A 21,545-nucleotide genomic window follows, 5' to 3' on the forward strand; every position below is an offset into this window, starting at 1 on the left:
TGAGAAGGGATTTGTTGAGGTTTTCTAAAAACCGCTTGGATGGTTTGAAATACCTTATGCGCCTAATTGAACGCGTTTAAATGCAGTTACTGTCAAACCTTTAGCAACGCTGTCAAGGAATTGGCCTACATTTTTAGAACCGTCTTTTACAAAATCCTGGTTTAATAGGGTAGACTCTTTGTAGAATTTATTCAATTTACCTTGAGCAATTTTCTCGATCATATTTTCTGGCTTGCCTTCCGCACGGATTTGTTCTTTGGCAATCTCCAATTCATGTTCAATGGTTTTCGAGTCGACGCCATCTTTATCAATAGCAAGTGGATTCATTGCGGCAATTTGCATTGCGACATCTTTACCTGCTTCTTCTGCGGCGTCAACATCAGCACTAAGCCCTACCAATACACCTAAACGATAATTTCCGTGAATATAAGGAACAACTTTCTCTGCAGTAATGACCTCGTACTTTGATACTTCGATTTTTTCGCCAATTTTGCCGGTTTGGTCAATCAGTAGATCGGCGATTTTAATACCATCGATAGCCAGTGCCTTTAAGTCTTCTAAGCTAGCAGGAGATTCATTAACGGCAACATCGGCAACACGTTCAGCAAAAGCAACGAAATCAGCATTTTTTGCTACAAAGTCCGTTTCGCAGTTTACTTCAACGACAACACCGCGTTTTCCATCTGCAGTGGTTTTGGCAATAACCACGCCTTCGTTAGAGTCGCGGTCCTGACGACTGGCAGCAACCTTGGCCCCCTTTTTACGCAGGTAGTCAATAGCAGCGTCGAAGTCGCCATTTGCTTCTACCAATGCTTTTTTACAATCCATCATACCGGCACCGGTTTGTTGGCGCAACTTATTTACGTCTGATGCAGAAATTTGTACTGTAGACATTTTATTTTTCCTTTAATTTAATATGCTTTCTAAAAATTTATGGGTTATGGATTACGTATTGCAAACGAAAACTTGCAGACGGTAATCCCTAACCCAATAAACAAGATTTAACTATTTTTCTTCCTTAGTTTCTGTTGCTTCGGCTTTACGCTCACGCGCAGGAGCAGCAGGTTCTGGAGCAGCCTCTTCGCCACTATCTATTTTAGCTTTTGCGGCGGCAGCTTCTTTTTCTGCTTCTTCTTCTTTATCACGTTTACGTTCTTCCAACCCCTCAACAATCGCTTGTTTAATTACATTAGTGATTAAATTGATTGACTTGGTAGCATCGTCGTTCGATGGAATAGGAAAATCGATATTTGTCGGATCGGAATTGGTATCTACCATAGCAAACGTAGGGATGTTCAGTTTCAAAGCCTCGCTAACAGCAATATGCTCTTTCTTTACATCAATAATGAATAAAGCCGCTGGTAGACGGTTTAAATCAGCGATACCGCCCAATAAGTTTTCTAATTTAACGCGCTCGCGTTGAATCATTAACTTCTCTTTTTTAGATAATACATCGTAGGTACCGTCTTTTGTCATCTTGTCTATATTAGACATTTTTTTGATAGACTTACGTACGGTAGCAAAGTTGGTTAACATTCCTCCCAGCCAGCGTTCAGTAACATAAGGCATGTTTACTGCCTTCGCTTGGTCAGCAACGATGTCTTTTGCTTGTTTTTTGGTCGCAACAAATAAAACTTTACGGCCAGATTTAACGATTTGTTTGATGGCAGAAGATGCTTCTTCCAATTTTGCCAAAGTTTTGTTCAAATCGATGATGTGGATGCCATTACGCTCCATGAAAATGTACTTAGCCATTTTCGGATCCCATTTACGGGTAAGGTGACCAAAGTGTACACCTGCATCCAGTAGTTCCTGATATGTTGTTCTTGCCATTGATTGATCCTCCTTAAATTAACGTTTACTAAATTGAAATCTTCTGCGAGCTTTACGGCGGCCTGGTTTTTTACGCTCAACCATACGGTCGTCGCGGGTCATTAAACCTTTCGCACGTAATGCAGATTTTACCTCTGGGTCTAGCTCAACCAATGCTTTAGCAATAGCTAAACGCACCGCTTCGGCCTGGCCTTTAACGCCTCCACCAGCTACGTTAACTTTCACATCGTAGTTACCGGCAACGCCAGCAACTTCTGTGCTTTGAGTAACAATGTATTGCAAGGGCAATGTAGGGAAATACTCTTTGTAGTCTTTACCGTTTACGGTAATGTTGCCGCTACCTGCAGATAAATAAATGCGGGCAACAGCGGTTTTTCTTCTTCCTGAAGTGTTAGTTGTTGACATTTCTTTTCTCCTTAGAATTTAACGGTTTTCGGATTCTGTGCGGCATGTGGGTGTTCTGGCCCAGCATACACAAATAAGTTCTTGTATAAAGCACGACCTAAACGGTTTTTAGGTAGCATACCACGTACCGCTTTTTCTACAATACGGGTAGGATGCTTCGCCAATAAATCTTTTGGAGAAATGAAACGCTGACCACCAGGGTAACCCGTGTATGAAACATACTGCTTTTCTCCCAGTTTGTTTCCAGTCAACTTAATCTTGTCTGCATTGATAACAATCACGTTATCTCCGCAGTCTACGTGTGGGGTGTACGTAGGCTTGTGTTTCCCTCTAATTACCTTGGCAATCTGAGATGACAAGCGCCCCAAAATCTCACCTTCAGCGTCAACAACGATCCATTCTTTGTTAACGGTGTTTTTGTTGGCTGAGACAGTTTTGTAACTTAACGTATTCACTTGCTTGATTTTGAATTAATTAAACAATATACTTTTGTCCTTATTTTAAGGACTGCAAAGGTAGAGAGAATTTTTTGTATTCGGAAACTTATTGAGAAAAATCTTTGATTATGAGTGCTTTTCTGAACAGTATGATGTAAAAAGACAATTGTTGATATTCCCATTTATAATCAGGATCTTTAGCAAAATCACGCACATATATGAGATTTGTGGAGCTTTTTCTGGTTGTACTTTTTGGTATACTATCAACATTTTTCTGGTGTTCGGGACAAGAGCAGCTTGGAGCAAAATACGGAGTCCGGGCGGTCTCGACCGTTGAGGACTATAAGAGAACCTGTCAGCAAGACACGAATCAGTGTTTAGTAGCCCTAAAAGACATTATCCCGGAAGTGGTGCTGGATATAAAGTATGCCAGTGAGCAAAATTTCATGAAGAAAAAAATGTATTCACGGGCAGGCGCTTACTTACGTCTTCCTGCGGCACGTGCGTTGCGAGCTGTTCAGCAAGAGTTAAATGCACGAGGATTGGGACTGAAAGTATTTGATGCTTATAGGCCATATCGTGTAACAGTAGCCTTTTACGAACAAACAAAAGACACGGTTTATGTCGCTTCTCCACGGAAAGGCTCACGGCATAACCGAGGATGTGCAGTGGACCTTACCTTAATAGACTTGAAAAGCGGTTCTGAATTGGCCATGCCTACTTCTTTTGATGCGTTTACACCACAGGCACATGCCGATTACCCAGATTTGCCAAAAGAAATACGCGAAAACCGTGCCTTGTTAAAGGCAGTTATGACCAAACACGGTTTTCGGGTGTATCCAGAAGAATGGTGGCATTTTGACTATAAAAACTGGTCGGATTTTGAGCTCCTGGACATCGCTTTTGATGACCTTTAACCACTTAGATTATTGTGCGATTTTTATGTTTCGCTTTAATCGAAGAAACCTAATGGTTAGGAACACCGAAACTAAACCGAGTCCAATAATAAGGCCCGTCCAAATGCCCGGCGCACGCATGTCAAAATGGAATGCGAGAATATAGCCAACAGGTAAGCCTATTACCCAATAAGCAACACCTACCAGCAGTGTAGGTATTTTTACGTCCTTAGCACCACGGAGCAAACCTACGCCCACCGCCTGCGTAGCGTCCGAAATTTGGAAAATTGCGGCAAAAATCAGCAAATATGAAGCTAAGGCGACCACGGCCGTATTATCGTTAAATAATCGGGGCAGATGGCCGTTGAAAAAGATAAATACCAGAAAGCAGAGCACCCCGTATATGAGAGCGGTAATCATGCTGCTTTTTCCGATTGCCAAAATTTTATACCAGTCATGACGTCCGTATGCGTTGCTTACACGGATAGCGCCCCCCTGAGCTAAACCCATGGATACCATAAAGGTGAATGCGGCACAGTTCATGGCTATTTGATGTGCTGCTTGCTCTATAGCACCTATGGTGCCTACGAGTATGGCAGAAACGGCAAATACACCTACTTCCATTCCTGCTTGTAAACTGCTGGGAATACCTATTCTTAAAAGTTCACGGATGGTTTGCCAACTGAACTTCCAATGGTTACGTCTCGCCATCACATATCTGCGGAATGTTTTATGGTTAAAAACTAGGTAGGCTAACACGACAAACATCAATGTCCGGGTAATCAGGGTGCCCCATGCTGCACCCACCAACTCCATACGAGGAAAACCCCAGTTTCCAAAAATGAGCAACCAGTTGAGAAAAGCATTCACCGGAAGAGCAACCAAAGAAAGCGTCATGGCTGTCCGAGTGTATTCTAAGCCATCGGTGAATTGCTTTAATGTCATAAATAAAAGCATCGGGATAAGCGAAAGGCTTATTATCCTTAAAAATGGTACGGCCATCACCGCAACTTCTGGATCTTGTTTTAGATGAAAAAGGATGTCTTTGCCAAGCTCTAGTCCGACGACGATTATGAGGGCAGTAAAGGCGCATAATAAAAAGCCATTATATAAATAGTGTGAAACACGCTGCGCATCATTGCGACCATGTGCCATGGCTACCAATTGGGAAACAGACATGGTCATTCCTATTCCCAATACAAAGGGAATATTAACAACGCTCATTACCAATGCAGCGGCGGCCAGCTGTTTATAACTTACGGCGCCTACCATAGCGGTATCTATCAGACTTAGCGCCATTTGTGCTAATTCTCCGAAGATAATTGGACCGGCGAGCTTCAAAGTTTTGCCCGCTTCGTTACGTAGCAATCCTAATCCGTGCATATTAATTAATCAATAAGAATAAAAAAAGTAACAAGCTTAACTTGCGCCTGTCGCGAGGTGCAATACCAACAAGTATAAGTCCATTATACGTTGGTGCATTTTGAATGATAAACTTAGTCTAATATAGATAGCTTTGTTTTTACCCTTTCTTCCATCAGAAAATGTCACACGTTTAGAAGAAGAAAAAATGGGAGAAAAAAAAATCCCTGGAACAAAAAAACCAGAGATTTAAAAGCGGTCCGGACGGGACTCGAACCCGCGACCCCATGCGTGACAGGCATGTATTCTAACCAGCTGAACTACCGGACCAATATTATTACGATGTTAAAAGAACGAGGAAAGCTGTATTTTGCTTTCCTTCAGCGGTCCGGACGGGACTCGAACCCGCGACCCCATGCGTGACAGGCATGTATTCTAACCAGCTGAACTACCGGACCTCTTCCTCTCTTTTGAGGACTGCAAATATAGTGCGATTTTTTAAAATTAGAATCTTTTTATTAAAAAAATTATTCGAGGCCCCCTTCTTTCATTTTTTCGGCATTCTCCGCAAATTGCAGCGCGTCGATAATCTCCTGAATATCACCATCCATTACAGACGGTAAGTTGTACATAGTTAATCCTATCCTATGTTCCGTTACACGTCCTTGAGGGTAATTGTAGGTGCGAATTTTTGCTGACCGGTCGCCCGTTGATACCATCGTCTTTCGTTTTGCGGCAATATCTCCCTGTTTTTTTTGCAGTTCTAACTCATAAAGTTTGGTTCTTAACATCTCCATGGCAAGCTCACGATTTGCCAATTGCGATCGTTCCACTTGACAAACCACCACAATACCGCTGGGTTTGTGCGTTAACTGCACCTTGGTCTCTACCTTGTTTACATTTTGGCCTCCCGCACCGCCCGATCGCGATGTCTGTAGCTCGACGTCTGCCGGGTTGATTTCTACATCTACCTCTTCCGCCTCCGGTAAAACGGCTACAGAAGCGGCAGAAGTATGTACACGACCCTGTGTTTCGGTGTCGGGAACACGTTGCACACGGTGTACGCCCGACTCATATTTCAATTGACCATACACGTCTTCACCACTTACTTTAAGAATGACTTCCTTATAGCCTCCGGCAGTTCCTTCTGTCACGTCCATTACTTCTACTCGCCATCCTTTCTGATCGAAATAGCGGGTATACATGCGGTAGAGGTCACCAGCAAATAAAGCTGCTTCATCGCCTCCAGTTCCTCCTCTAATCTCAAAAATGGCATTTTTGCTATCTTCTGGATCTTTTGGAATCATCATTAGTCTTACTTTCTCCTCTTTCTCTTCTTTCTGTATAAGCAGCGCATCGAGATCTTCTTTGGCCATTTCTCTTAACTCTTGGTCTTTCTCATTGACCAAAATGTCTTTATTGGTTTCTATATTGCTGATGATGTTTTTGTAGACATGATATTCATCAACAATTTTTCCCAGGTCTTTATATTCTTTGTTAAGTTTTGCGAACCGCTTCATGTCGTTTACCGTATCCGGATTACTCAATTCACGTTCTACTTCTTCCCAACGTAATTTTATAGCTTCTAACTTCTCTAACATAGTGGTATGATTTGCACTTGATGCCTAAACACTAAAATGTTTGGCAAAATTTCACAAACTTAGATAAAATGCCCTTTATATGCAAAATACGAAAACAGCATATAAAAGCAATTTATCGATCTCTCATCTGCCAACGAGAGCTTTATTTATAAATGAAAACTTAGATAAAATGCTTTTTTTTCACAATCGTTCGCCAATTGTACCAGGGATTTTAAGCATTTCGGATACGCCACGCAAGTGAAACGCTCGCGCTGCCCACGCACAAGCTTGCTTATGCGTATCCAAAAGTCCCGGAGACCCTAATAGGTTTTGAGTCTGTCGGCAGACACGGCCTAGAAGACGGCATCCATGCTTAACTCCGTAACTTAGTCTTCGAATGCCTTCACTGACACGGTATTACCATCAAAAACGGCGTAGGTATTGTAATTTACCCATTCGCCTAGGTTGATATACCTGCTGTTACTTCCTAGATCAATGTCAAGAGGCAAATGCCGATGTCCGAAGATAAGGTAATCGAAATATTCTTTTTGAAGCAGTTCTTTGGAATATATCACCAGCCATTCTTGCTCGACCTTTTTTCGCCATTCTTTTTTACCACCGCTTATCCGGCTGTTATGCGACCATCGCAAGGCTATTCCAATGCCTAAGTTGGGGTGTATACGGGCAAACAGCCATTGGCAGAACTTGCTTCTAAAAAACTTTTTTAAGAATTTGTACTTCGTATCCCCTGGCCCCAGCCCATCTCCATGGTGTAGGTAAAATTTTTTGCCATTGCGCTCAATAATCAGCTCGTCCGAAATAATGGTTGCCCCAAGCTCGTCTTCAAGATATCCAAACATCCACATGTCGTGATTACCTTTGAAAAAGGTTATTTTGACTCCAGCATCTGAGAGTTCTGCTAATTTGCCTAAAAAGCGGACAAAACCTTTCGGTACAGCCGTAGCGTATTCGAACCAAAAATCAAAAATATCGCCCATTAGATAAAGTTCCGCTGCATCGTGTTTAATGGAATCTAACCAGCGTACCAATCGGGCCTCACGGGCTCTGCTCTTTTCGTAGGTAGGTACTCCCAAGTGGAAGTCGGACGCAAAGTAAATTTTCTTTTGATCAGCCATTGATGCGAAAGTAAAAAAAAAGACGATTTAATTAGCACCTGTTTAAATTTATATCGAGGGAAAATAAGCAGACCGCTAGACGAATTAACGGCGACGCTTAACTTATCGGTATATATATTGTATCCACGTTCCACCCTTCCACGGCTACAGACATTGCAGAATCAATCTTTTCTTTTGGGCAGCTGATTTTGATGGTTTTGCTGCCCCCGGGAGGGATAGATACATAATTGTCGTCATAAAACGTCGGTAATATTCGTTGTTTTTGTCCCTGATCCACCAATGAGATCCTATTAAAAAAAGCTACAGGGTTTTCTGGTGAGTTATGTAATGTCACTTCATATTCGCCAGGCATTTTCGTTTGTACCTGTACATCCAACGGCACCTTCTTTAATTGTTGCAAGCCACTATATTGGCCATCCTCGTTGGGAAGCCAATAAAAGTTATCACTTAATAGCTCCTTGTTTGCAGAAAGTAATTGCACATTTAGAAACAGTCCTTCCTGAAGACCAATTTTTTGGAGTTGCTGTTTCAATGGGAGAATTTTTTTGACTGATGAAGGCTCCATATAAATGAACACTTGGTTAAGTGGGTGAACTTCGCCTTCCATATCATAGGCTTTAACAGACAACATCACATTGTTCTTGCTCTCCAAAAGGTTGTTGGCAACCATAATAAAGCCGTCAACCGGATCGTACATCACGTGTAGGGGTTCGCTACCTTTACGTAATCCATAGAGACCGGCATTGGGATCAAGGTAATAATCGTATAGTTGCCCGCGCATGGAAGTCCAGGGGTTTTGGGTTTTCCATATAATTGTTCCGGTATACCACTCCCACATATGTGAAGAAAAGCCCTCAATTAAACCCCGATATTGATTATAGTTCACTAATTGTGCCTTTTTAGCAAAATCTTCCACATCGGTCACCGTGCCGTAAGGTGCGATGTGTTTACCGTATCCGATGTAGGTATGGTACTTCCAAACACTATCGACTTCCTCTGATGATGTGCCAAGCGTTTCGTCATGCGTGTAGATGGGTGCAACTAAATTTTTCTTGGGAAGGAATCGTTCCAGCGATTCCATATCACCAATACCAACAGACCCTACTTCAGAATTGAATGGCCAGGTGCGGTCTGCCCAGAATGTTTCTATATCTTGAATACCATATGGTCCATCGCCGTTACCACCAATGAAATTATAAGACATTTCATCCGAATTGGAATAATCTATGAACCAGCGTGTCCCGTCAAGCTGCGGCATAATGGAGTCTTTCAGCGCAACTAAAATATCGTCTGGAGGAGTGATTTCATTGCCTCCGCACCAAATGGCCAGTGAGGGGTGGTTTCGGATCATTTTGATCATATCTGCGGCTGAAGCCAGGAAAAGCGAATGGTCGTCAGGGTACTGCCTTCTCGTCCACTGATCGTCCAGTTTTTTTGGATCCTCCCACCGGCCATTACAGTCTCCAGACATCCAGAAGTCTTGTATAACAAGCAGTCCATAACGATCGCAAGCTTCATAAAATTCCGGTCGTTCCGTAAGTGCTCCTCCCCAAACCCTAATTAGGTTGAGATTCATGTCGCGGTGAAAGCGTATCTCGGCATCGTAGCGCTCTTTAGAAAAACGCAGCATCGCATCCGATACGATCCAGTTACCACCTTTGATAAATATTTTTTGGCCGTTGACTGCAATTTCCTTACTTCTAGTGGTCGGGTTCCAATAGGTCTGGATTTCGCGTACACCAAAAGCTATTTGCTGTTGATCGCTTATTTCCTTATTGGTTAAAAATTCCAAGCTCGATGTGTACAAATGCTGATCGCCATAATTTGCGGGCCACCACAGTTTAGGATTTTTTAGGATGTGATCGGGGAAAGCAACGTCTATGGTGCCTTTCGGGCCGATGGTCACCTCCTTACTGATTTTTTCCCCTGCAACAGAGAATTGCAAAGTTCCACTTACCGATCTACTAGTAGCATTTTGTAAGGTGGTGGAGACTTTAATTGTGGCGGGAGCCTGATCTCCCGATGTTTTTCTTTTCCCAGGAAGTAGGGTGACGATATGTGGATCTTTTATGGCTATTGGGCCTGTTTTCTCTATAAAAACCTTATCCCATATGCCTGTATTGCGATCTCTAATAGGCTGTATCCAATCCCATCCCGCGGTATATTGAAGCCCAACATTTTTTGCAATGGTGCCATCACCTCCCTGTCCGCCATTGGGGTTTCCTACTACGTCGGGCGGAAATACCAGCACAGCGAGTCTGTTTTTGCCATCTTTGGATAAATAGTCAGTAATATTAAATGATTGACGAAGGTACATTCCCTTGACGGTCGTTGGATTGACCTTATTCCCGTTTAAGAATATTTCACAGCTATAATTGATCCCACGGAAGTTTAACCACACCTGTTGATCTCCGCTAACAACCTTCTCGTCAAAATCATTGACAAACCAGTAGGTATAATGATCTTTTCCAATAGCATAAATATCCGGAATTTTTTCGTTGTTCATGCCGAAAAAAGGATCAGGAATTTCACCATTTTCGAGCATTGTTGTCAATATTGTTCCAGGGACGACGGCGGGTTTCCAGTTGTGGATAGGATGGTTTATAACAGAAAGGTTTTCTCCTACGTCTTTAACCAATTTGTAATTCAGGCACTTCCAATTGTTATTCAACTCATATGATTCTTGTGCAAATAAGTGCAAAGTGCTTAATAAAAGGCTGAAAAAAGCTAAATAGAAACGTTTCTTTTGAACGGAAAAAGTATGCATGCCGCAACGATTGATTATTTGTTGACCTGATTTAACCAAGATCAGCATTAGCTCATTACCTACAATGAAATACCCCTTTACATCCATGTCAATACCTCAACCGCCAGACAGCCGTAAGTCCCATTAGGACTCGTGTTGTTTTCGGTGTCCATGAACTCCCTTTGGTCGGTTCGGTTTTTCATCGATATATTTTTTTAGGTGATGAAGCCTGTATAAAGCCGTCCGGCTCATAATCTTTTGAGGGCGGTAGCTTATGCAGGTTTCATGCCTGTTTTGGATCATCTCATTCGTTTGGATTCCTAACGCAGAATCTGGGTTTAAGTATTTTATGTTAAAGGTGAGGAAAAAATAAAAAAATACATAATATTGAGTTAATTTTTACAATTATTTTAACGTAGTGTGTAAACAAAGAAAAGATAGACCAAAAAAAACTTTTACCTTTCTGCCTTCGAAAGAACACCAGCACCTCTTTTTTGTGTTTTTATTTTGTAATATTGGGCGAATATTCAGTAATCATATAATTTATTCACATGTTAAAAACATACGTAGGATTATTATTATTAGGGGCGACAATAACTGCTTGTAACAATAATCAAAAAACCATTGAACCAAAGGACGACATGAAACTAGAACCTTATCCGGAGACAAAAAAAGAAGAGGTGGTAGATAATTATTTCGGAAAAGAAGTGGCTGATCCTTACCGTTGGCTGGAGAATGATACTGCTGCTGATACCAAAGCTTGGGTTGCAGCAGAGAATAAGGTAACCAATGATTATCTCTCGCAGATACCCTTTCGTGATGCTATGAAAGAGCGTTTAGAAAAACTATGGAACTACGAAAAAGTTTCTGCACCTTTTAAAGAAGGCGCTTATACCTATTATTTCAAAAATGATGGGCTACAAAACCAGTCGGTCTTGTATCGAGAGAAAGAGGGCAAGGATGATGGTGAGGTTTTTCTTGATCCAAATAAATTTTCGTCGGATGGGACAACCTCCTTGGCGGGAATTAATTTTAGCAAAGATGGCAGTTTGGTTGCCTACCAAATTTCCGAGGGCGGGTCTGATTGGCGTAAAGTAATTGTCTTAAAGGCTGAAGATAAATCGGTAGTTGGCGACACGCTGGTCGATATCAAATTTTCTGGCCTCGCCTGGAAAGGTAATGAAGGTTTTTATTACAGTAGTTATGATAAACCGAAAGATGGGAGCGCTTTGTCGGGATTAACACAATATCATAAATTGTATTTCCATAAACTGGGAACGTCACAAACAGAAGATAAGCTGATTTTCGGCGACGCCGCTACGCCACGGAGGTATGTTGGTGCTTACCTTACTGAAGATGAGCGCTTTTTAGTGATATCTGCTGCAAATACTACCAGCGGAAATGAACTGTATGTGCAAGATTTAACTAAGGCTGATGCGAAAATCGTTCAGGTTGTGGATAATTTTGATAAGGATCATAGCGTTTTGGATAACGATGGTGAAAAGCTTTTTATTTATACCAATTTTGAAGCACCTAATTACCGATTGGTAACGGCAGATAGTAATAATCCTAAGCCAGAAACATGGGAAGACCTTATCCCGGAAACAGAAGACGTAATGAGCATAAACATTGGCGGCGACAAGCTTTTTGCCAATTACCTTAAGGATGCTACTTCCCTTGTGAAGCAATTTGATAGAAATGGTAATGAGGAAAGGACAATTGAGCTTCCAGGCGTTGGTACAGCCAATGGGTTCAGTGCAAAAAAAACAGAAAAGGAATTATATTATTCGTTTACGTCCTATATTTATCCTGCTACTATTTTCAAATATGATATCGCGTCTGGAACTTCTGATGTATACAAAAAGCCAGACGTACAATTTAATCCGGATGATTATGAATCGAAGCAGGTTTTTTATACCTCTAAAGACGGCACGAAGATACCGATGATTATTACACATAAGAAAGGCATTGTTTTAGATAGCGGCAACCCGACTATGTTGTACGGTTACGGCGGATTTAATGTCAGTTTAACGCCGTCTTTCAATGTCTCAACCGTGCTGTTGTTGGAACAGGGAGGTGTTTATGCTGTAGCCAATTTAAGAGGTGGGGGTGAGTACGGTGAAGAGTGGCATACGGCGGGGACAAAACTTCAAAAGCAAAATGTGTTTGATGATTTTATCGCTGCAGCAGAATACCTGATAGAGGAGAACTACACATCAAAAGATAATTTAGCTATTTCTGGTGGATCAAACGGAGGGTTGTTGGTCGGAGCGGCTATGACCCAGCAACCGGAGTTGTTTAAAGTTGCTTTCCCAGCTGTAGGCGTACTTGATATGTTAAGGTATCATAAATTTACGGCGGGAGCTGGTTGGGCCTTTGATTACGGTACTGCCGATGAAAGTGGGGAAATGTTTTCATATTTGTACCAGTATTCGCCCTATCATGCATTAAAGGAGGGAACGGAATATCCCGCAACGATGGTTACCACTGCAGACCACGATGATCGTGTGGTGCCAGCACATAGTTTTAAGTTTGCTGCCCGCTTACAGGAATACCACAAAGGAGAAAATCCGGTGCTCATCCGCGTTGAAACAAAAGCGGGACATGGAGCCGGTAAGCCTACTGCGATGATTATTCAGGAACAGGCCGATAAGTGGGCATTCATGTTTCAGAATATGAATCATTCCTATACGGAATAAAATAACGGTGGGCAGTAAATAAAATCGATCTGTCCACCATTATTTTAGTTTTGCTATTCTTCTAAAATTGGTGAAACAATATACCCGTTTTTTCTTAAAAGGGCGATAACACCTTTATCTCCTCCCAGGTGACCGGCGCCAAAGGCAAAAAAAGTTGAGGCTTCTTTAGCTTGCTGGATAATGGTAGAGATCCACTGGGTGTTCCGGTCATATAACATCGGGCCTAAAAATCGTTCCATTAACGGATCGTTTGTTATCCTGTTATGCATAGCCTGTATGTTTTGGTCCTTATAAATAGTAATTAAATGCTGAATCTCCCCGCGGGTACTGTCTATATTAAAGGCCATTTCCTTTAATTGTCTCGCCTGTAAAATATAGGGGATGCGGTCAAAAATTGCGGCTTGACCCTCAACGGTTTCTAAGCCGTTAATCTGCATGTTCTTTTCTTGGGCCATCTTTACCAAATTCAGTTCCCAGCTAGCTGGTTGGCATTCCAGCGCGCCCATCAGAATAACAGCATACAGGCCAAAAGGCTTTGTTTTGTTAAACATTTCAAGGCCTACATGTGTTGTCCTTTCTATTACCCTACTCACGCTGTCATAAGTTTCCTGATCATATAGATCATGTAAAGTGGTGTCGTTGCGCATGGTCATTGCCTGGGTCATCTGCACACCTATATTTGGGTTTGAAAAATCTATTTCTAGGAATAACTGACGTGTTTTATCAAATCGCTTTTTTAAGGTATTGCTAACCTGGAGATCTTCCGGACATAATAGGTGGAAAGTTCCAAATAAATAAGAAGGTTCTTTTAGATCTTTACCACTTATTTTCCACAGGTTGGTTTTTTCCGTAGGTGATTGAGCGAATGAGTAAAAAAATACAACTAGCAGCTGGAGTGTAAATAAGGGGAGCATTCTTTTCATCCGTTTCTTTTTTTTGGTTTCGGCTTATTTTGCATGCTGTTCGTTCTTAATTCTTTTGTAAGAACGGGTTAAGTGATTAGATAGGAAAAGAAAAATTATAACAGAAACAAGATTTTAAGATTCTTCTCCGGTACCCTCGCGATCTAAGTCCTCCAGGATTTTGTTTACATCAGCTTCGGTTTCCGTTAACTTACTCTTACATATTTTGATGAGTAAAGCAGCTCTCTTTACCTTGTCAGAAAGATCGTCAACGGTTATTTCTCCATCTTCAATTTCTTCTACGATGGTCTTTAATTCTTCAAAAGCTGCTGTATAGGATAATTGATTACTCATGAGTGTCTGTTTTTTTGCTTGCTTTTACAAAGGTAACCTCACTTTGAACTTCTCCAAAGGCAAAAATAGTTTTTATTTGGTTTCCCATATTGACCGTTGATGCATCAGTGATGGCCTTGCCTGCTTTAAGTGTAATACTATACCCCCTTTTAAGTACCTGATGGGGGTCGAGTAGAGACAAGTGACGTTCCCAGCTGCCTATGTCTTTTTGCTTAAGCTGTAAATACGATTTACTTTGTAGAGAGAGACGGTGTTCTGCGTCCTTAAGCACGGATTGATTTTCTGTCGAGGTTAATTCTACTTGGGCGGTAAGCCTGTCCTTTAATTGTAGCAGGTTGTTCTTAAAATGCTTTCCTAAATGTACGTTCTCCCTTTTTAGCCGTTGCGCTAAATGGCCGATATTACTTTGTCCGTTAATGATAACGTGTTTGGTCTGAACCAATAACTGGTTTTCATTTTGTCTAAATGTACTTCGCACGTGGGCCAAACGGTACTTACTGTGTTGCAGCAGGTAGATGAGTAGTGAAGAGGTCTGTTGTTTATGATGTTTAACGATATTCAGGGTTGAGATTCTAAAATATTTAATAGTGCTTTCTAAAGCTTCGTTTTTCTCACGCAAGAGTTGTTTAGTTTTCAGCTGCAATACTTTTTCTGCATTTGTTATTGGTTGCGCAAAGCGATGAAAATGCTGCATGAGATAGTCTGCAAGCTCACTCGGGGTAATCGCGTTTTTATAAGCTACCATCTCAGAAACAGTTTCATTGGTAGCGTGACCTATGCCAGTAATTACAGGAATAGGAAAAGTGGCGATGGCTGTGGCCAAATCCAAATGATTATAGGAGGATAGGCCTATTTCACCCCCTCCACCACGGATAATAGCAACAACGTCAAAATGGTCAGCATGTTTAGCAACTTCTTTAAGTTGTTTGATGATGGAAGAAACGGATTTATCACCTTGTAACAAAGCTGGAAATAGCTGATGTTCAAAATAATAACCATAAGGGTTTCCGTCTATTATTTTCAGAAAATCCGCATACCCTTTACTTGTTTCTACGGAGATGATGGCTATCCGTTTTGGAAGCAGGGGAAAAGATAGTTGTTTGTTGTTATCAAATATGCCATGACTTTTGAGCGTTTCGATGCTGAGCTGCTTCTCCCGCTCCAGCTCTCCCAAAGAAAACGAAGGATCAATGTCTACGATATGCAAACTCAACCCATGAATCGGGTCATAGGTAATGGATGCTTGGAGTAACACTCGGATACCGTTTTTTAAAGGTTCTTTAGTAAGCTCCAAAAAGTGCTGATTGATGCGCTGGTAATCCCCCTTCCATAAGGTGGAACGTATTTCTGCAATTACCTTTCCATCTTTTTTTTCCAATAGCTCAGGATAGCAGTGCCCGGAATGCGAATAATGATTAAGTTTGTTCATTTCGGCTTTGATCCAATAAACACTCCGATAACGATCTTGAAGGGTTTTCTGGATACTGCGTGCTACCTCCGCTAAAGTGAAAATGGTTTTCTCTGCTATGATCTCGGGCATGATCAAAGATAATCAAATACCGGTATTTTTAATCGGCTTTTATTAAGCTAGCGAAAAACTACTTTTCAGCTACCGAATGAGTAGCTGGAAAATGCGACCGCTGTACGAGCACCAATGAGGTTTAGGTGTGGACTTGATATGAAATCCTAAAAAATAGAAAAATGAGTTGGATAAAGCGTTCGGAGCGTCCAAGCAAATTTTCGGCATGCAAAAATGTCAAGAGAATTAATCCATGTTGGACTTAGTCTTCTTAAAATAATTTTAACCCGATCCGTATGGTATTCGTCCCGTTCAATAGCGAGTGATTACTTCTGCCATGTGCATAGATTACACGAAGCACTTTCCACTGCAGGCCCGCATGCAGTTCGCCGTAATCGCCTAACTCAGGAGTATGTAAGTAGTGTAAGCCAATGATCTCTTCCAGCTTGAACTTTCGTAACAACGGGACTTTACTGGTTAATAAACCGGCTAGATTATATTCGGTATGAGCTTCAAGGAAACTTGATCTTGTGCTGAATTGATAGTAATCCAGTGCCAGGAAAGAGCTTAACTGTTGGTCTACAAATAAAATTTGGTTGCCGTTAAAATGCCTGTAATCGGGGTAAAATAAGGTGTTGTTACGGAGAAATTTTCCAGCGTGAGCTGCAAAGGAAAGCTTACCCATCATACCTAGGACAATATCGCTTTTATAAGCACTCAGTGTCAATAGGTCGTAATCTACGTCCGAACCTAATATCCCCTTTAGCCCTTTGGTATAATGTAAACTAAGTGTAGGGTACTTTGATGGCAAATACCGTTTGCCGGTTGGGTATGTCTCGTAACGGTTGGAGAAGTTATAGCTGAGATTAACATCGATTTTTGCAGCATCATTATCCTCAAAGAGGGGAACAGCTGTAGTTGGCGAGAGCGGATTGTTTGATGTTAGCTTCTGCCGGTTACGATCCCAAAAGGTAAATGCTGTAGCATTTGGTAGCCAATGCCTGCGGGCCCATTCTGCCTGTAGCCCTAGGCGGACGTTACCTGGTAGTGTATAGTCCCAATGTGCGGTCGCGAAGGTCTTTTCATACAGTTTCTGATAGTTTTCGCCAGCAAACAGGGTGTACAAGCTATTAAAGAGCACAGGTAGTGATCCGCGATTGTTCAGGTCTAACACATCGCGACCACCTGAAAAGGTCAAGCTATGGCCGTTTAAAGGGATGTTAGCTTGGACGTTTGCATGGAGACGTTTATTCGCAAAACCGTAACGAATCCGACCACCCACACGCAGGTAACGATTAAAGGTGCTGTCGATCTGTCGGGAATAATTCACCTGATAATTGACCGCTAAACCTTCGACGCTATTGAAAAGTAATGAAGGAAGTAAGCCTCCAAAATGACTATACTCCTTTTTATAACGGTTGCGGTGATTATAACCTCCCAGAAGAAAACCCAAGGGTTTGAAACGATTGTTTTTCTGATCGATTGAGTCGAGATAGGCTTTCGATTCACGTCGCTGGCGTAGACTATCTTTAAAAGTATAATCGTTTACTTCTTCCATTGTCAATGGTATAGGTCTATTGCCGTTCCAATAATCTGTATCTTTTTTGTTGACTTCCCGACTGATGTTCAAGGCTTCTTTGAATGTTCTTTTATGTATAGTATCGATAAACGCGTAGTCTTGATAAATGGCCGTGAAGTAACCACCCACATGAAAGCCCAATGCCCCTGCCTTAAAATCCAATTGAATATTCGATGGCATCCATACATCATTGGTTATGGGCGTGAATAACTGCTTAATGTTTAATGAGTCAACGAAGTTTATACTCGACTTTTTGTCGAGCAGCAAGTTCACGCTATGGATACGCCAATCATTTTCTACAATATAAATATCCCCTTTATAGAGCGGCTCTGCAGGTCTTTTTGGAATAACCTTGATTTTATTGATGATAAGACCGTCCTCATCTGAGGAACCGAGGTACTCATAACGGTAATACGAGAAGGCGTTGTCGGCAATAGGTGAAACAAAAGGTCTGTTGCTGAGCCCTTCGATAATCTGCTGGTAATTTTCATAAAAATTTAGTTGAAGCTCAGATGCTCTGTTAAAGCTAAAAGCCCTATTATCTCCCGAAACTTTTGAACTGATCATTTTTTCTTTAAAATCTTTGGGAGGGTTGACGGTAATGTTCGATTCCGATTCTGATAAATAGATAATACCTTGCCTATTGGAGTCTAAGCCTATTTCTTGACCTATTTCATCGATATCTACACCAAGAAACTTCCTGGGGGCTTTTATTAAACGTTGTAAGCCTTTAATATATACATGCGCATGATATGGGCCTGATTCATTTAGGTGATGGGAACGCTTTTTTATGGCCTGACGAATAATGGCATATGCGGGGTCTTCGGTATTACCAATAACCACCTCTTGCAGCATGTACGATGCCATTGCAAGCTGGATAACAAGCGAATCCTTAATAGATGCGTTTGCCTGGATAGTTTTTGGATGATAACCTACAGCAGTAGCCACCAGCTCTGTCATTGGTTCTGTCAATTTTAGTTTAAAGTAACCGTCGCTGTTAGCCGATGTACCTACGCTTGTATTGGCTTTAAAAACACTGGCAAAAGGAATGGGATTTCCTTGCTGATCGACTATTTTTCCACTGATTAGATACGTTTGAGCAGCTGTTGTATAGATAATAAAAAAGAGCAAGTTGAGCGTAAAAAGGGGCTTCATCCGTTTCGCGTTTATTGTATAAGATGAAAAAAACATAGAAAACGTTACGCATATTAGCCGTTAAATTATGTTAAAGTAGCGTATCTTCAGTTTTTTATCGCGGGAAATAGATCCAAAAGATGAAAAATAATTGTAGTGACGCCTAAATCACCGAACCTAGGTTAAGAAATTCGTTTTCTGATCCTGCTCAGGGCTTGCGGTGTAATACCGATATAAGAAGCAATGTATTTCAACGGAATATGCTGTATAATCTCCGGCCGCTGCTTGAAAAGGTGGTAATAGCGTTGTTCTGCAGTTTCATTTAAAAGGGATAGTTCCCGTTTAATCTTTTTGCAGAAAAGATCTTCCGCTGCAAGTCGGCCAATGGTATTGCCAATCTTTGTATTCCGATAAACATCCTGTAAATCAACATGGCCGATCTGCCAGACGATGGTGTCGGTTAAGGTTTCAATAAAATAGGTAGATGGACTTCTCGTGAGAAACGAATCATAAGCACTGAAGAAATCGCCGGCAAAAACAAAGGAAAAGGTGTTTTCCTCTCCTTCGGCATTCTTCATATAAAAGCGTACGGACCCTTGCTCAATGAACGCTAAGTAGTTTTCTATATCGCCCGCAGCAAGCAGAACAGTTTTTTTTGGAACGACTTTTTTAGTGAGTTTATTGATGAAAACTCCCCATTCATCTGAAGGATGGCCTGTTTTTTTTTCAAAATAATCTTCAATCTTATAAGTCATAAATGCTTGTGTATATCAATGGCGAGTAAGAGATCATAAACTGTTTCTGCAGCTTGTTTATGTTGGCAAAGTTAAGGAGTTATACAAAAAGTGGATATTCGGGTAAAACGGCTTTTAGCTAAAATTATTGCAAATCAGATTCCTTAAAATTATGTTATAACAAGGTGCTGTATTGCTCTTATGCTTGGATTTTCAATAGTTTAATAGCAATACCTATTTGCCCTAAGTGATAACAGTCGTGATGAATCATACCGTCTAGGAAATATTGATATGTGTAAGACGTGTCAAGATATTTTTGCGCTAAAAACTGATCATCCTTAACTTCTATAAGACGAATCAGATTATACTGCGAAGCATAAAAGTCTTTTTTCAATTGCTTCCATCCTATTTTCTTTAGTTCATCATTAGATTTCCAATTTTCTGGGCTCTTTTCTGTCAGCGTGCTAGCCCCTCCATTTAATTTAATGATCGTTGACTTGCGCCATTCCAATAAGTGAGAAATGATTTCGGCTACACTATGCATTTCAGGTATGGGTCTCATTAGGGCCTCATCTTCTTCTAAATGGTCAATTTTTTTACTGAAATTTTCATCAATCCATAGATCACCGTCCTGCACTTCCTGAAGCTGTTTTACAAGATTTTTTATCAAAGGGTTGTTCATAAAATATAGGTTTTAAAATATGTGCAACGTACTAAGCCGCGAGGCGTAAAGATAAAAAATCATTTAATATCTTTACAAGGCTGGCTGTTGCCGCTGGAATTTCGCTTTTTACAAAATTGGTTTTGTGCCCGTTGCCCCACGTCTGGATCTGGGCACGCTCCGCTGCCGTAGCGTATCCAAAATGCTTAAAAGCGAAATTCCAAACCATTGACACTAAACCTTTCGGCTTTTCTTATGAATTCTGTATTTTTACCCCAAATCTTAGATATATGTACAAAACACTTCAACCCGTATTACAGAAAGAGTTGGCCGATATAGAGCAGGCTGGTTTATATAAGCGTGAACGTATCATTGTTTCTCCACAGGGAGCAGATATAAAAGTTCAGGGTGATGCGGAAGTAGTAAATTTCTGCGCAAATAATTATTTGGGTCTATCTTCCCATCCAACGGTGATCGCCGCGGCAAAAGACGCAATTGATACGTATGGCTACGGTATGTCTTCTGTGAGATTTATCTGTGGCACGCAGGATATACATAAGGAACTGGAAACGAAGATTTCTCAGTTTTTGGGCACGGAAGATACGATTTTGTATGCAGCGGCTTTTGATGCAAACGGTGGAGTTTTTGAACCCTTATTTACAGCAGAAGACGCTATCATTTCTGATGAGTTGAACCATGCTTCGATTATTGATGGCGTTCGTTTGTGTAAAGCGCAACGTTTCCGCTATAAAAATGCAGATATGGAGGACTTGGAAAAGCAACTGATCGCGGCTAAAGATGCACGGCATCGCATTATTGTCACCGATGGTGCTTTTTCCATGGACGGTGTGATCGCTCCTCTTGACAAGATTTGCGACTTAGCTGATAAGTATGAGGCATTGGTAATGATTGATGAGTCTCACTGTACTGGTTTTATAGGAAAAACAGGTAGAGGTACACATGAACATTTTAATGTAATCGATAGGGTAGATATTATCACAGGTACCTTAGGTAAGGCGTTAGGCGGTGCATCAGGAGGTTTTACTTCCGGGAAAAAAGAAATTATAGATATGTTGAGACAGCGTTCAAGACCTTATCTGTTTTCCAATACATTAGCTCCTGCCATTGCTGGCGCTTCCGTTGCTGTGCTTGATATGCTAAGTGAGACAACCGAGCTGCGCGATCAATTGGAGTATAATACCAAATATTTCAGAGAGCAAATGACGGCTGCCGGTTTTGACATAAAACCAGGCTTCCATCCTATCGTGCCCGTAATGCTTTATGATGCAAAGTTGGCACAGAAATTTGCAGCCAGAATGTTGGAAGAAGGTATTTATGTTATAGGTTTTTACTACCCCGTGGTGCCAAAAGAGAAAGCCCGCATTCGTGTGCAGCTGTCAGCAGCCCACAATCAAACACATTTAGACAAAGCAATTGCCGCGTTTACTAAAGTAGGAAAGGAATTGGGGGTAATAAATTAGTCATATCACCTGCAAGGGTTTTAAACTTGCACGTGAAGGTGAGTTTATCTAAGTTTGCACACACAATAAATGCAGGGTGCCTCTTCG

General features: G+C 41.3%; 18 protein-coding genes and 2 tRNA genes. 3 read left to right on the forward strand and 17 right to left on the reverse strand.

The genetic code is table 11. The features are described from left to right. Nucleotides 1-54: 54 nt before the first annotated feature. From tsf to rplM, 4 genes are all read right to left on the reverse strand, one after another. On the reverse strand, nucleotides 55-894 hold the full coding sequence (gene tsf / locus H8S90_RS06635; protein ID WP_187341782.1) for a translation elongation factor Ts: 840 nt from the start codon (nucleotides 892-894) through the stop codon (nucleotides 55-57). 111 nt (nucleotides 895-1,005) lie between these two features. Beyond that, on the reverse strand, nucleotides 1,006-1,833 hold the full coding sequence (gene rpsB, locus H8S90_RS06640) for a 30S ribosomal protein S2 (protein WP_187341783.1): 828 nt from the start codon (nucleotides 1,831-1,833) through the stop codon (nucleotides 1,006-1,008). An 18-nt stretch (nucleotides 1,834-1,851) separates the two neighbouring features. Continuing rightward, nucleotides 1,852-2,238 (reverse strand): 30S ribosomal protein S9, encoded by a 387-nt coding sequence (rpsI, locus tag H8S90_RS06645; protein ID WP_187341784.1) that lies wholly within the window; start codon nucleotides 2,236-2,238, stop codon nucleotides 1,852-1,854. Nucleotides 2,239-2,249: 11 nt separating this feature from the next. Then, nucleotides 2,250-2,693: a 50S ribosomal protein L13 gene (gene rplM, locus H8S90_RS06650; RefSeq protein ID WP_187341785.1), complete on the reverse strand. Its 444-nt coding sequence runs from the start codon at nucleotides 2,691-2,693 to the stop codon at nucleotides 2,250-2,252. Between the two features lie 200 nt (nucleotides 2,694-2,893). Here rplM and H8S90_RS06655 point away from each other — a divergent pair, with 200 nt between their 5' ends. Then, a complete protein-coding gene (locus tag H8S90_RS06655; protein WP_187341786.1) occupies nucleotides 2,894-3,592 on the forward strand; it encodes a M15 family metallopeptidase in 699 nt (232 codons plus the stop codon). A 9-nt stretch (nucleotides 3,593-3,601) separates the two neighbouring features. Here the strand turns inward: H8S90_RS06655 and H8S90_RS06660 are convergent, their stop codons facing one another. From H8S90_RS06660 to H8S90_RS06685, 6 genes are all read right to left on the reverse strand, one after another. Then, entirely contained in the window at nucleotides 3,602-4,954 is a 1,353-nt protein-coding gene (locus tag H8S90_RS06660; RefSeq protein ID WP_187341787.1) for an MATE family efflux transporter, read from the reverse strand. Between the two features lie 235 nt (nucleotides 4,955-5,189). After that, nucleotides 5,190-5,263, reverse strand: a tRNA-Asp gene (locus H8S90_RS06665). A 54-nt stretch (nucleotides 5,264-5,317) separates the two neighbouring features. Next, nucleotides 5,318-5,391, reverse strand: a tRNA-Asp gene (locus H8S90_RS06670). 69 nt (nucleotides 5,392-5,460) lie between these two features. Further along, nucleotides 5,461-6,534, reverse strand: coding sequence for a peptide chain release factor 1 (prfA, locus tag H8S90_RS06675; protein ID WP_187341788.1), 1,074 nt, complete (start codon nucleotides 6,532-6,534; stop codon nucleotides 5,461-5,463). Between the two features lie 365 nt (nucleotides 6,535-6,899). Further along, entirely contained in the window at nucleotides 6,900-7,649 is a 750-nt protein-coding gene (locus H8S90_RS06680) for a UDP-2,3-diacylglucosamine diphosphatase (protein ID WP_187341789.1), read from the reverse strand. 97 nt (nucleotides 7,650-7,746) lie between these two features. Next, nucleotides 7,747-10,503: a glycoside hydrolase family 2 TIM barrel-domain containing protein gene (locus H8S90_RS06685; protein WP_255501848.1), complete on the reverse strand. Its 2,757-nt coding sequence runs from the start codon at nucleotides 10,501-10,503 to the stop codon at nucleotides 7,747-7,749. A 443-nt stretch (nucleotides 10,504-10,946) separates the two neighbouring features. On the opposite strand from H8S90_RS06685, the gene H8S90_RS06690 reads away from it, so the two are divergent. Further along, complete coding sequence (locus H8S90_RS06690) at nucleotides 10,947-13,094, forward strand: prolyl oligopeptidase family protein (RefSeq protein ID WP_187341790.1); 2,148 nt, start codon at nucleotides 10,947-10,949, stop codon at nucleotides 13,092-13,094. Nucleotides 13,095-13,147: 53 nt separating this feature from the next. Here the strand turns inward: H8S90_RS06690 and H8S90_RS06695 are convergent, their stop codons facing one another. From H8S90_RS06695 to H8S90_RS25920, 7 genes are all read right to left on the reverse strand, one after another. Beyond that, nucleotides 13,148-14,017 carry a TraB/GumN family protein gene (locus H8S90_RS06695; RefSeq protein ID WP_187341791.1) on the reverse strand — a complete coding sequence of 290 codons (870 nt, stop codon included), beginning with the start codon at nucleotides 14,015-14,017 and terminating at the stop codon, nucleotides 13,148-13,150. 114 nt (nucleotides 14,018-14,131) lie between these two features. Continuing rightward, nucleotides 14,132-14,350 carry an exodeoxyribonuclease VII small subunit gene (xseB, locus tag H8S90_RS06700; protein WP_187341792.1) on the reverse strand — a complete coding sequence of 73 codons (219 nt, stop codon included), beginning with the start codon at nucleotides 14,348-14,350 and terminating at the stop codon, nucleotides 14,132-14,134. Next, nucleotides 14,343-15,890 carry an exodeoxyribonuclease VII large subunit gene (gene xseA / locus H8S90_RS06705; RefSeq protein WP_187341793.1) on the reverse strand — a complete coding sequence of 516 codons (1,548 nt, stop codon included), beginning with the start codon at nucleotides 15,888-15,890 and terminating at the stop codon, nucleotides 14,343-14,345. The genes xseB and xseA overlap by 8 nt, the downstream gene beginning before the upstream one ends. Nucleotides 15,891-16,140: 250 nt before the next feature. Next, nucleotides 16,141-18,603 (reverse strand): DUF5686 and carboxypeptidase regulatory-like domain-containing protein, encoded by a 2,463-nt coding sequence (locus tag H8S90_RS06710; RefSeq protein WP_187341794.1) that lies wholly within the window; start codon nucleotides 18,601-18,603, stop codon nucleotides 16,141-16,143. Between the two features lie 161 nt (nucleotides 18,604-18,764). Beyond that, nucleotides 18,765-19,337 carry a Crp/Fnr family transcriptional regulator gene (locus tag H8S90_RS06715; RefSeq protein ID WP_187341795.1) on the reverse strand — a complete coding sequence of 191 codons (573 nt, stop codon included), beginning with the start codon at nucleotides 19,335-19,337 and terminating at the stop codon, nucleotides 18,765-18,767. Between the two features lie 178 nt (nucleotides 19,338-19,515). Beyond that, on the reverse strand, nucleotides 19,516-19,998 hold the full coding sequence (locus tag H8S90_RS06720) for a DinB family protein (protein WP_187341796.1): 483 nt from the start codon (nucleotides 19,996-19,998) through the stop codon (nucleotides 19,516-19,518). A gap of 31 nt (nucleotides 19,999-20,029) precedes the next feature. Then, nucleotides 20,030-20,206, reverse strand: coding sequence for a hypothetical protein (locus tag H8S90_RS25920; protein ID WP_222852255.1), 177 nt, complete (start codon nucleotides 20,204-20,206; stop codon nucleotides 20,030-20,032). A 61-nt stretch (nucleotides 20,207-20,267) separates the two neighbouring features. On the opposite strand from H8S90_RS25920, the gene kbl reads away from it, so the two are divergent. Beyond that, nucleotides 20,268-21,458 (forward strand): glycine C-acetyltransferase, encoded by a 1,191-nt coding sequence (kbl, locus tag H8S90_RS06725; RefSeq protein WP_187341797.1) that lies wholly within the window; start codon nucleotides 20,268-20,270, stop codon nucleotides 21,456-21,458. Nucleotides 21,459-21,545 lie beyond the last annotated feature (87 nt).

This window comes from Olivibacter sp. SDN3 (assembly GCF_014334135.1).
Classification (GTDB): Bacteria; Bacteroidota; Bacteroidia; order Sphingobacteriales; family Sphingobacteriaceae; genus Olivibacter.

What these genes read in the sequence shown, in the direction of transcription:
- tsf (WP_187341782.1), bottom strand. Translation starts at nt 894, where the DNA reads ATGTCTACAGTACAAATTTCTGCATCAGACGTAAATAAGTTGCGCCAA.
- rpsB (WP_187341783.1), bottom strand. Translation starts at nt 1,833, where the DNA reads ATGGCAAGAACAACATATCAGGAACTACTGGATGCAGGTGTACACTTT.
- rpsI (WP_187341784.1), bottom strand. Translation starts at nt 2,238, where the DNA reads ATGTCAACAACTAACACTTCAGGAAGAAGAAAAACCGCTGTTGCCCGC.
- H8S90_RS06655 (WP_187341786.1), top strand. Translation starts at nt 2,894, where the DNA reads ATGAGATTTGTGGAGCTTTTTCTGGTTGTACTTTTTGGTATACTATCA.
- H8S90_RS06660 (WP_187341787.1), bottom strand. Translation starts at nt 4,954, where the DNA reads ATGCACGGATTAGGATTGCTACGTAACGAAGCGGGCAAAACTTTGAAG.
- prfA (WP_187341788.1), bottom strand. Translation starts at nt 6,534, where the DNA reads ATGTTAGAGAAGTTAGAAGCTATAAAATTACGTTGGGAAGAAGTAGAA.
- H8S90_RS06680 (WP_187341789.1), bottom strand. Translation starts at nt 7,649, where the DNA reads ATGGCTGATCAAAAGAAAATTTACTTTGCGTCCGACTTCCACTTGGGA.
- H8S90_RS06685 (WP_255501848.1), bottom strand. Translation starts at nt 10,503, where the DNA reads ATGGATGTAAAGGGGTATTTCATTGTAGGTAATGAGCTAATGCTGATC.
- H8S90_RS06690 (WP_187341790.1), top strand. Translation starts at nt 10,947, where the DNA reads ATGTTAAAAACATACGTAGGATTATTATTATTAGGGGCGACAATAACT.
- H8S90_RS06695 (WP_187341791.1), bottom strand. Translation starts at nt 14,017, where the DNA reads ATGAAAAGAATGCTCCCCTTATTTACACTCCAGCTGCTAGTTGTATTT.
- xseB (WP_187341792.1), bottom strand. Translation starts at nt 14,350, where the DNA reads ATGAGTAATCAATTATCCTATACAGCAGCTTTTGAAGAATTAAAGACC.
- xseA (WP_187341793.1), bottom strand. Translation starts at nt 15,890, where the DNA reads ATGCCCGAGATCATAGCAGAGAAAACCATTTTCACTTTAGCGGAGGTA.
- H8S90_RS06710 (WP_187341794.1), bottom strand. Translation starts at nt 18,603, where the DNA reads ATGAAGCCCCTTTTTACGCTCAACTTGCTCTTTTTTATTATCTATACA.
- H8S90_RS06715 (WP_187341795.1), bottom strand. Translation starts at nt 19,337, where the DNA reads ATGACTTATAAGATTGAAGATTATTTTGAAAAAAAAACAGGCCATCCT.
- H8S90_RS06720 (WP_187341796.1), bottom strand. Translation starts at nt 19,998, where the DNA reads ATGAACAACCCTTTGATAAAAAATCTTGTAAAACAGCTTCAGGAAGTG.
- H8S90_RS25920 (WP_222852255.1), bottom strand. Translation starts at nt 20,206, where the DNA reads ATGGTTTGGAATTTCGCTTTTAAGCATTTTGGATACGCTACGGCAGCG.
- kbl (WP_187341797.1), top strand. Translation starts at nt 20,268, where the DNA reads ATGTACAAAACACTTCAACCCGTATTACAGAAAGAGTTGGCCGATATA.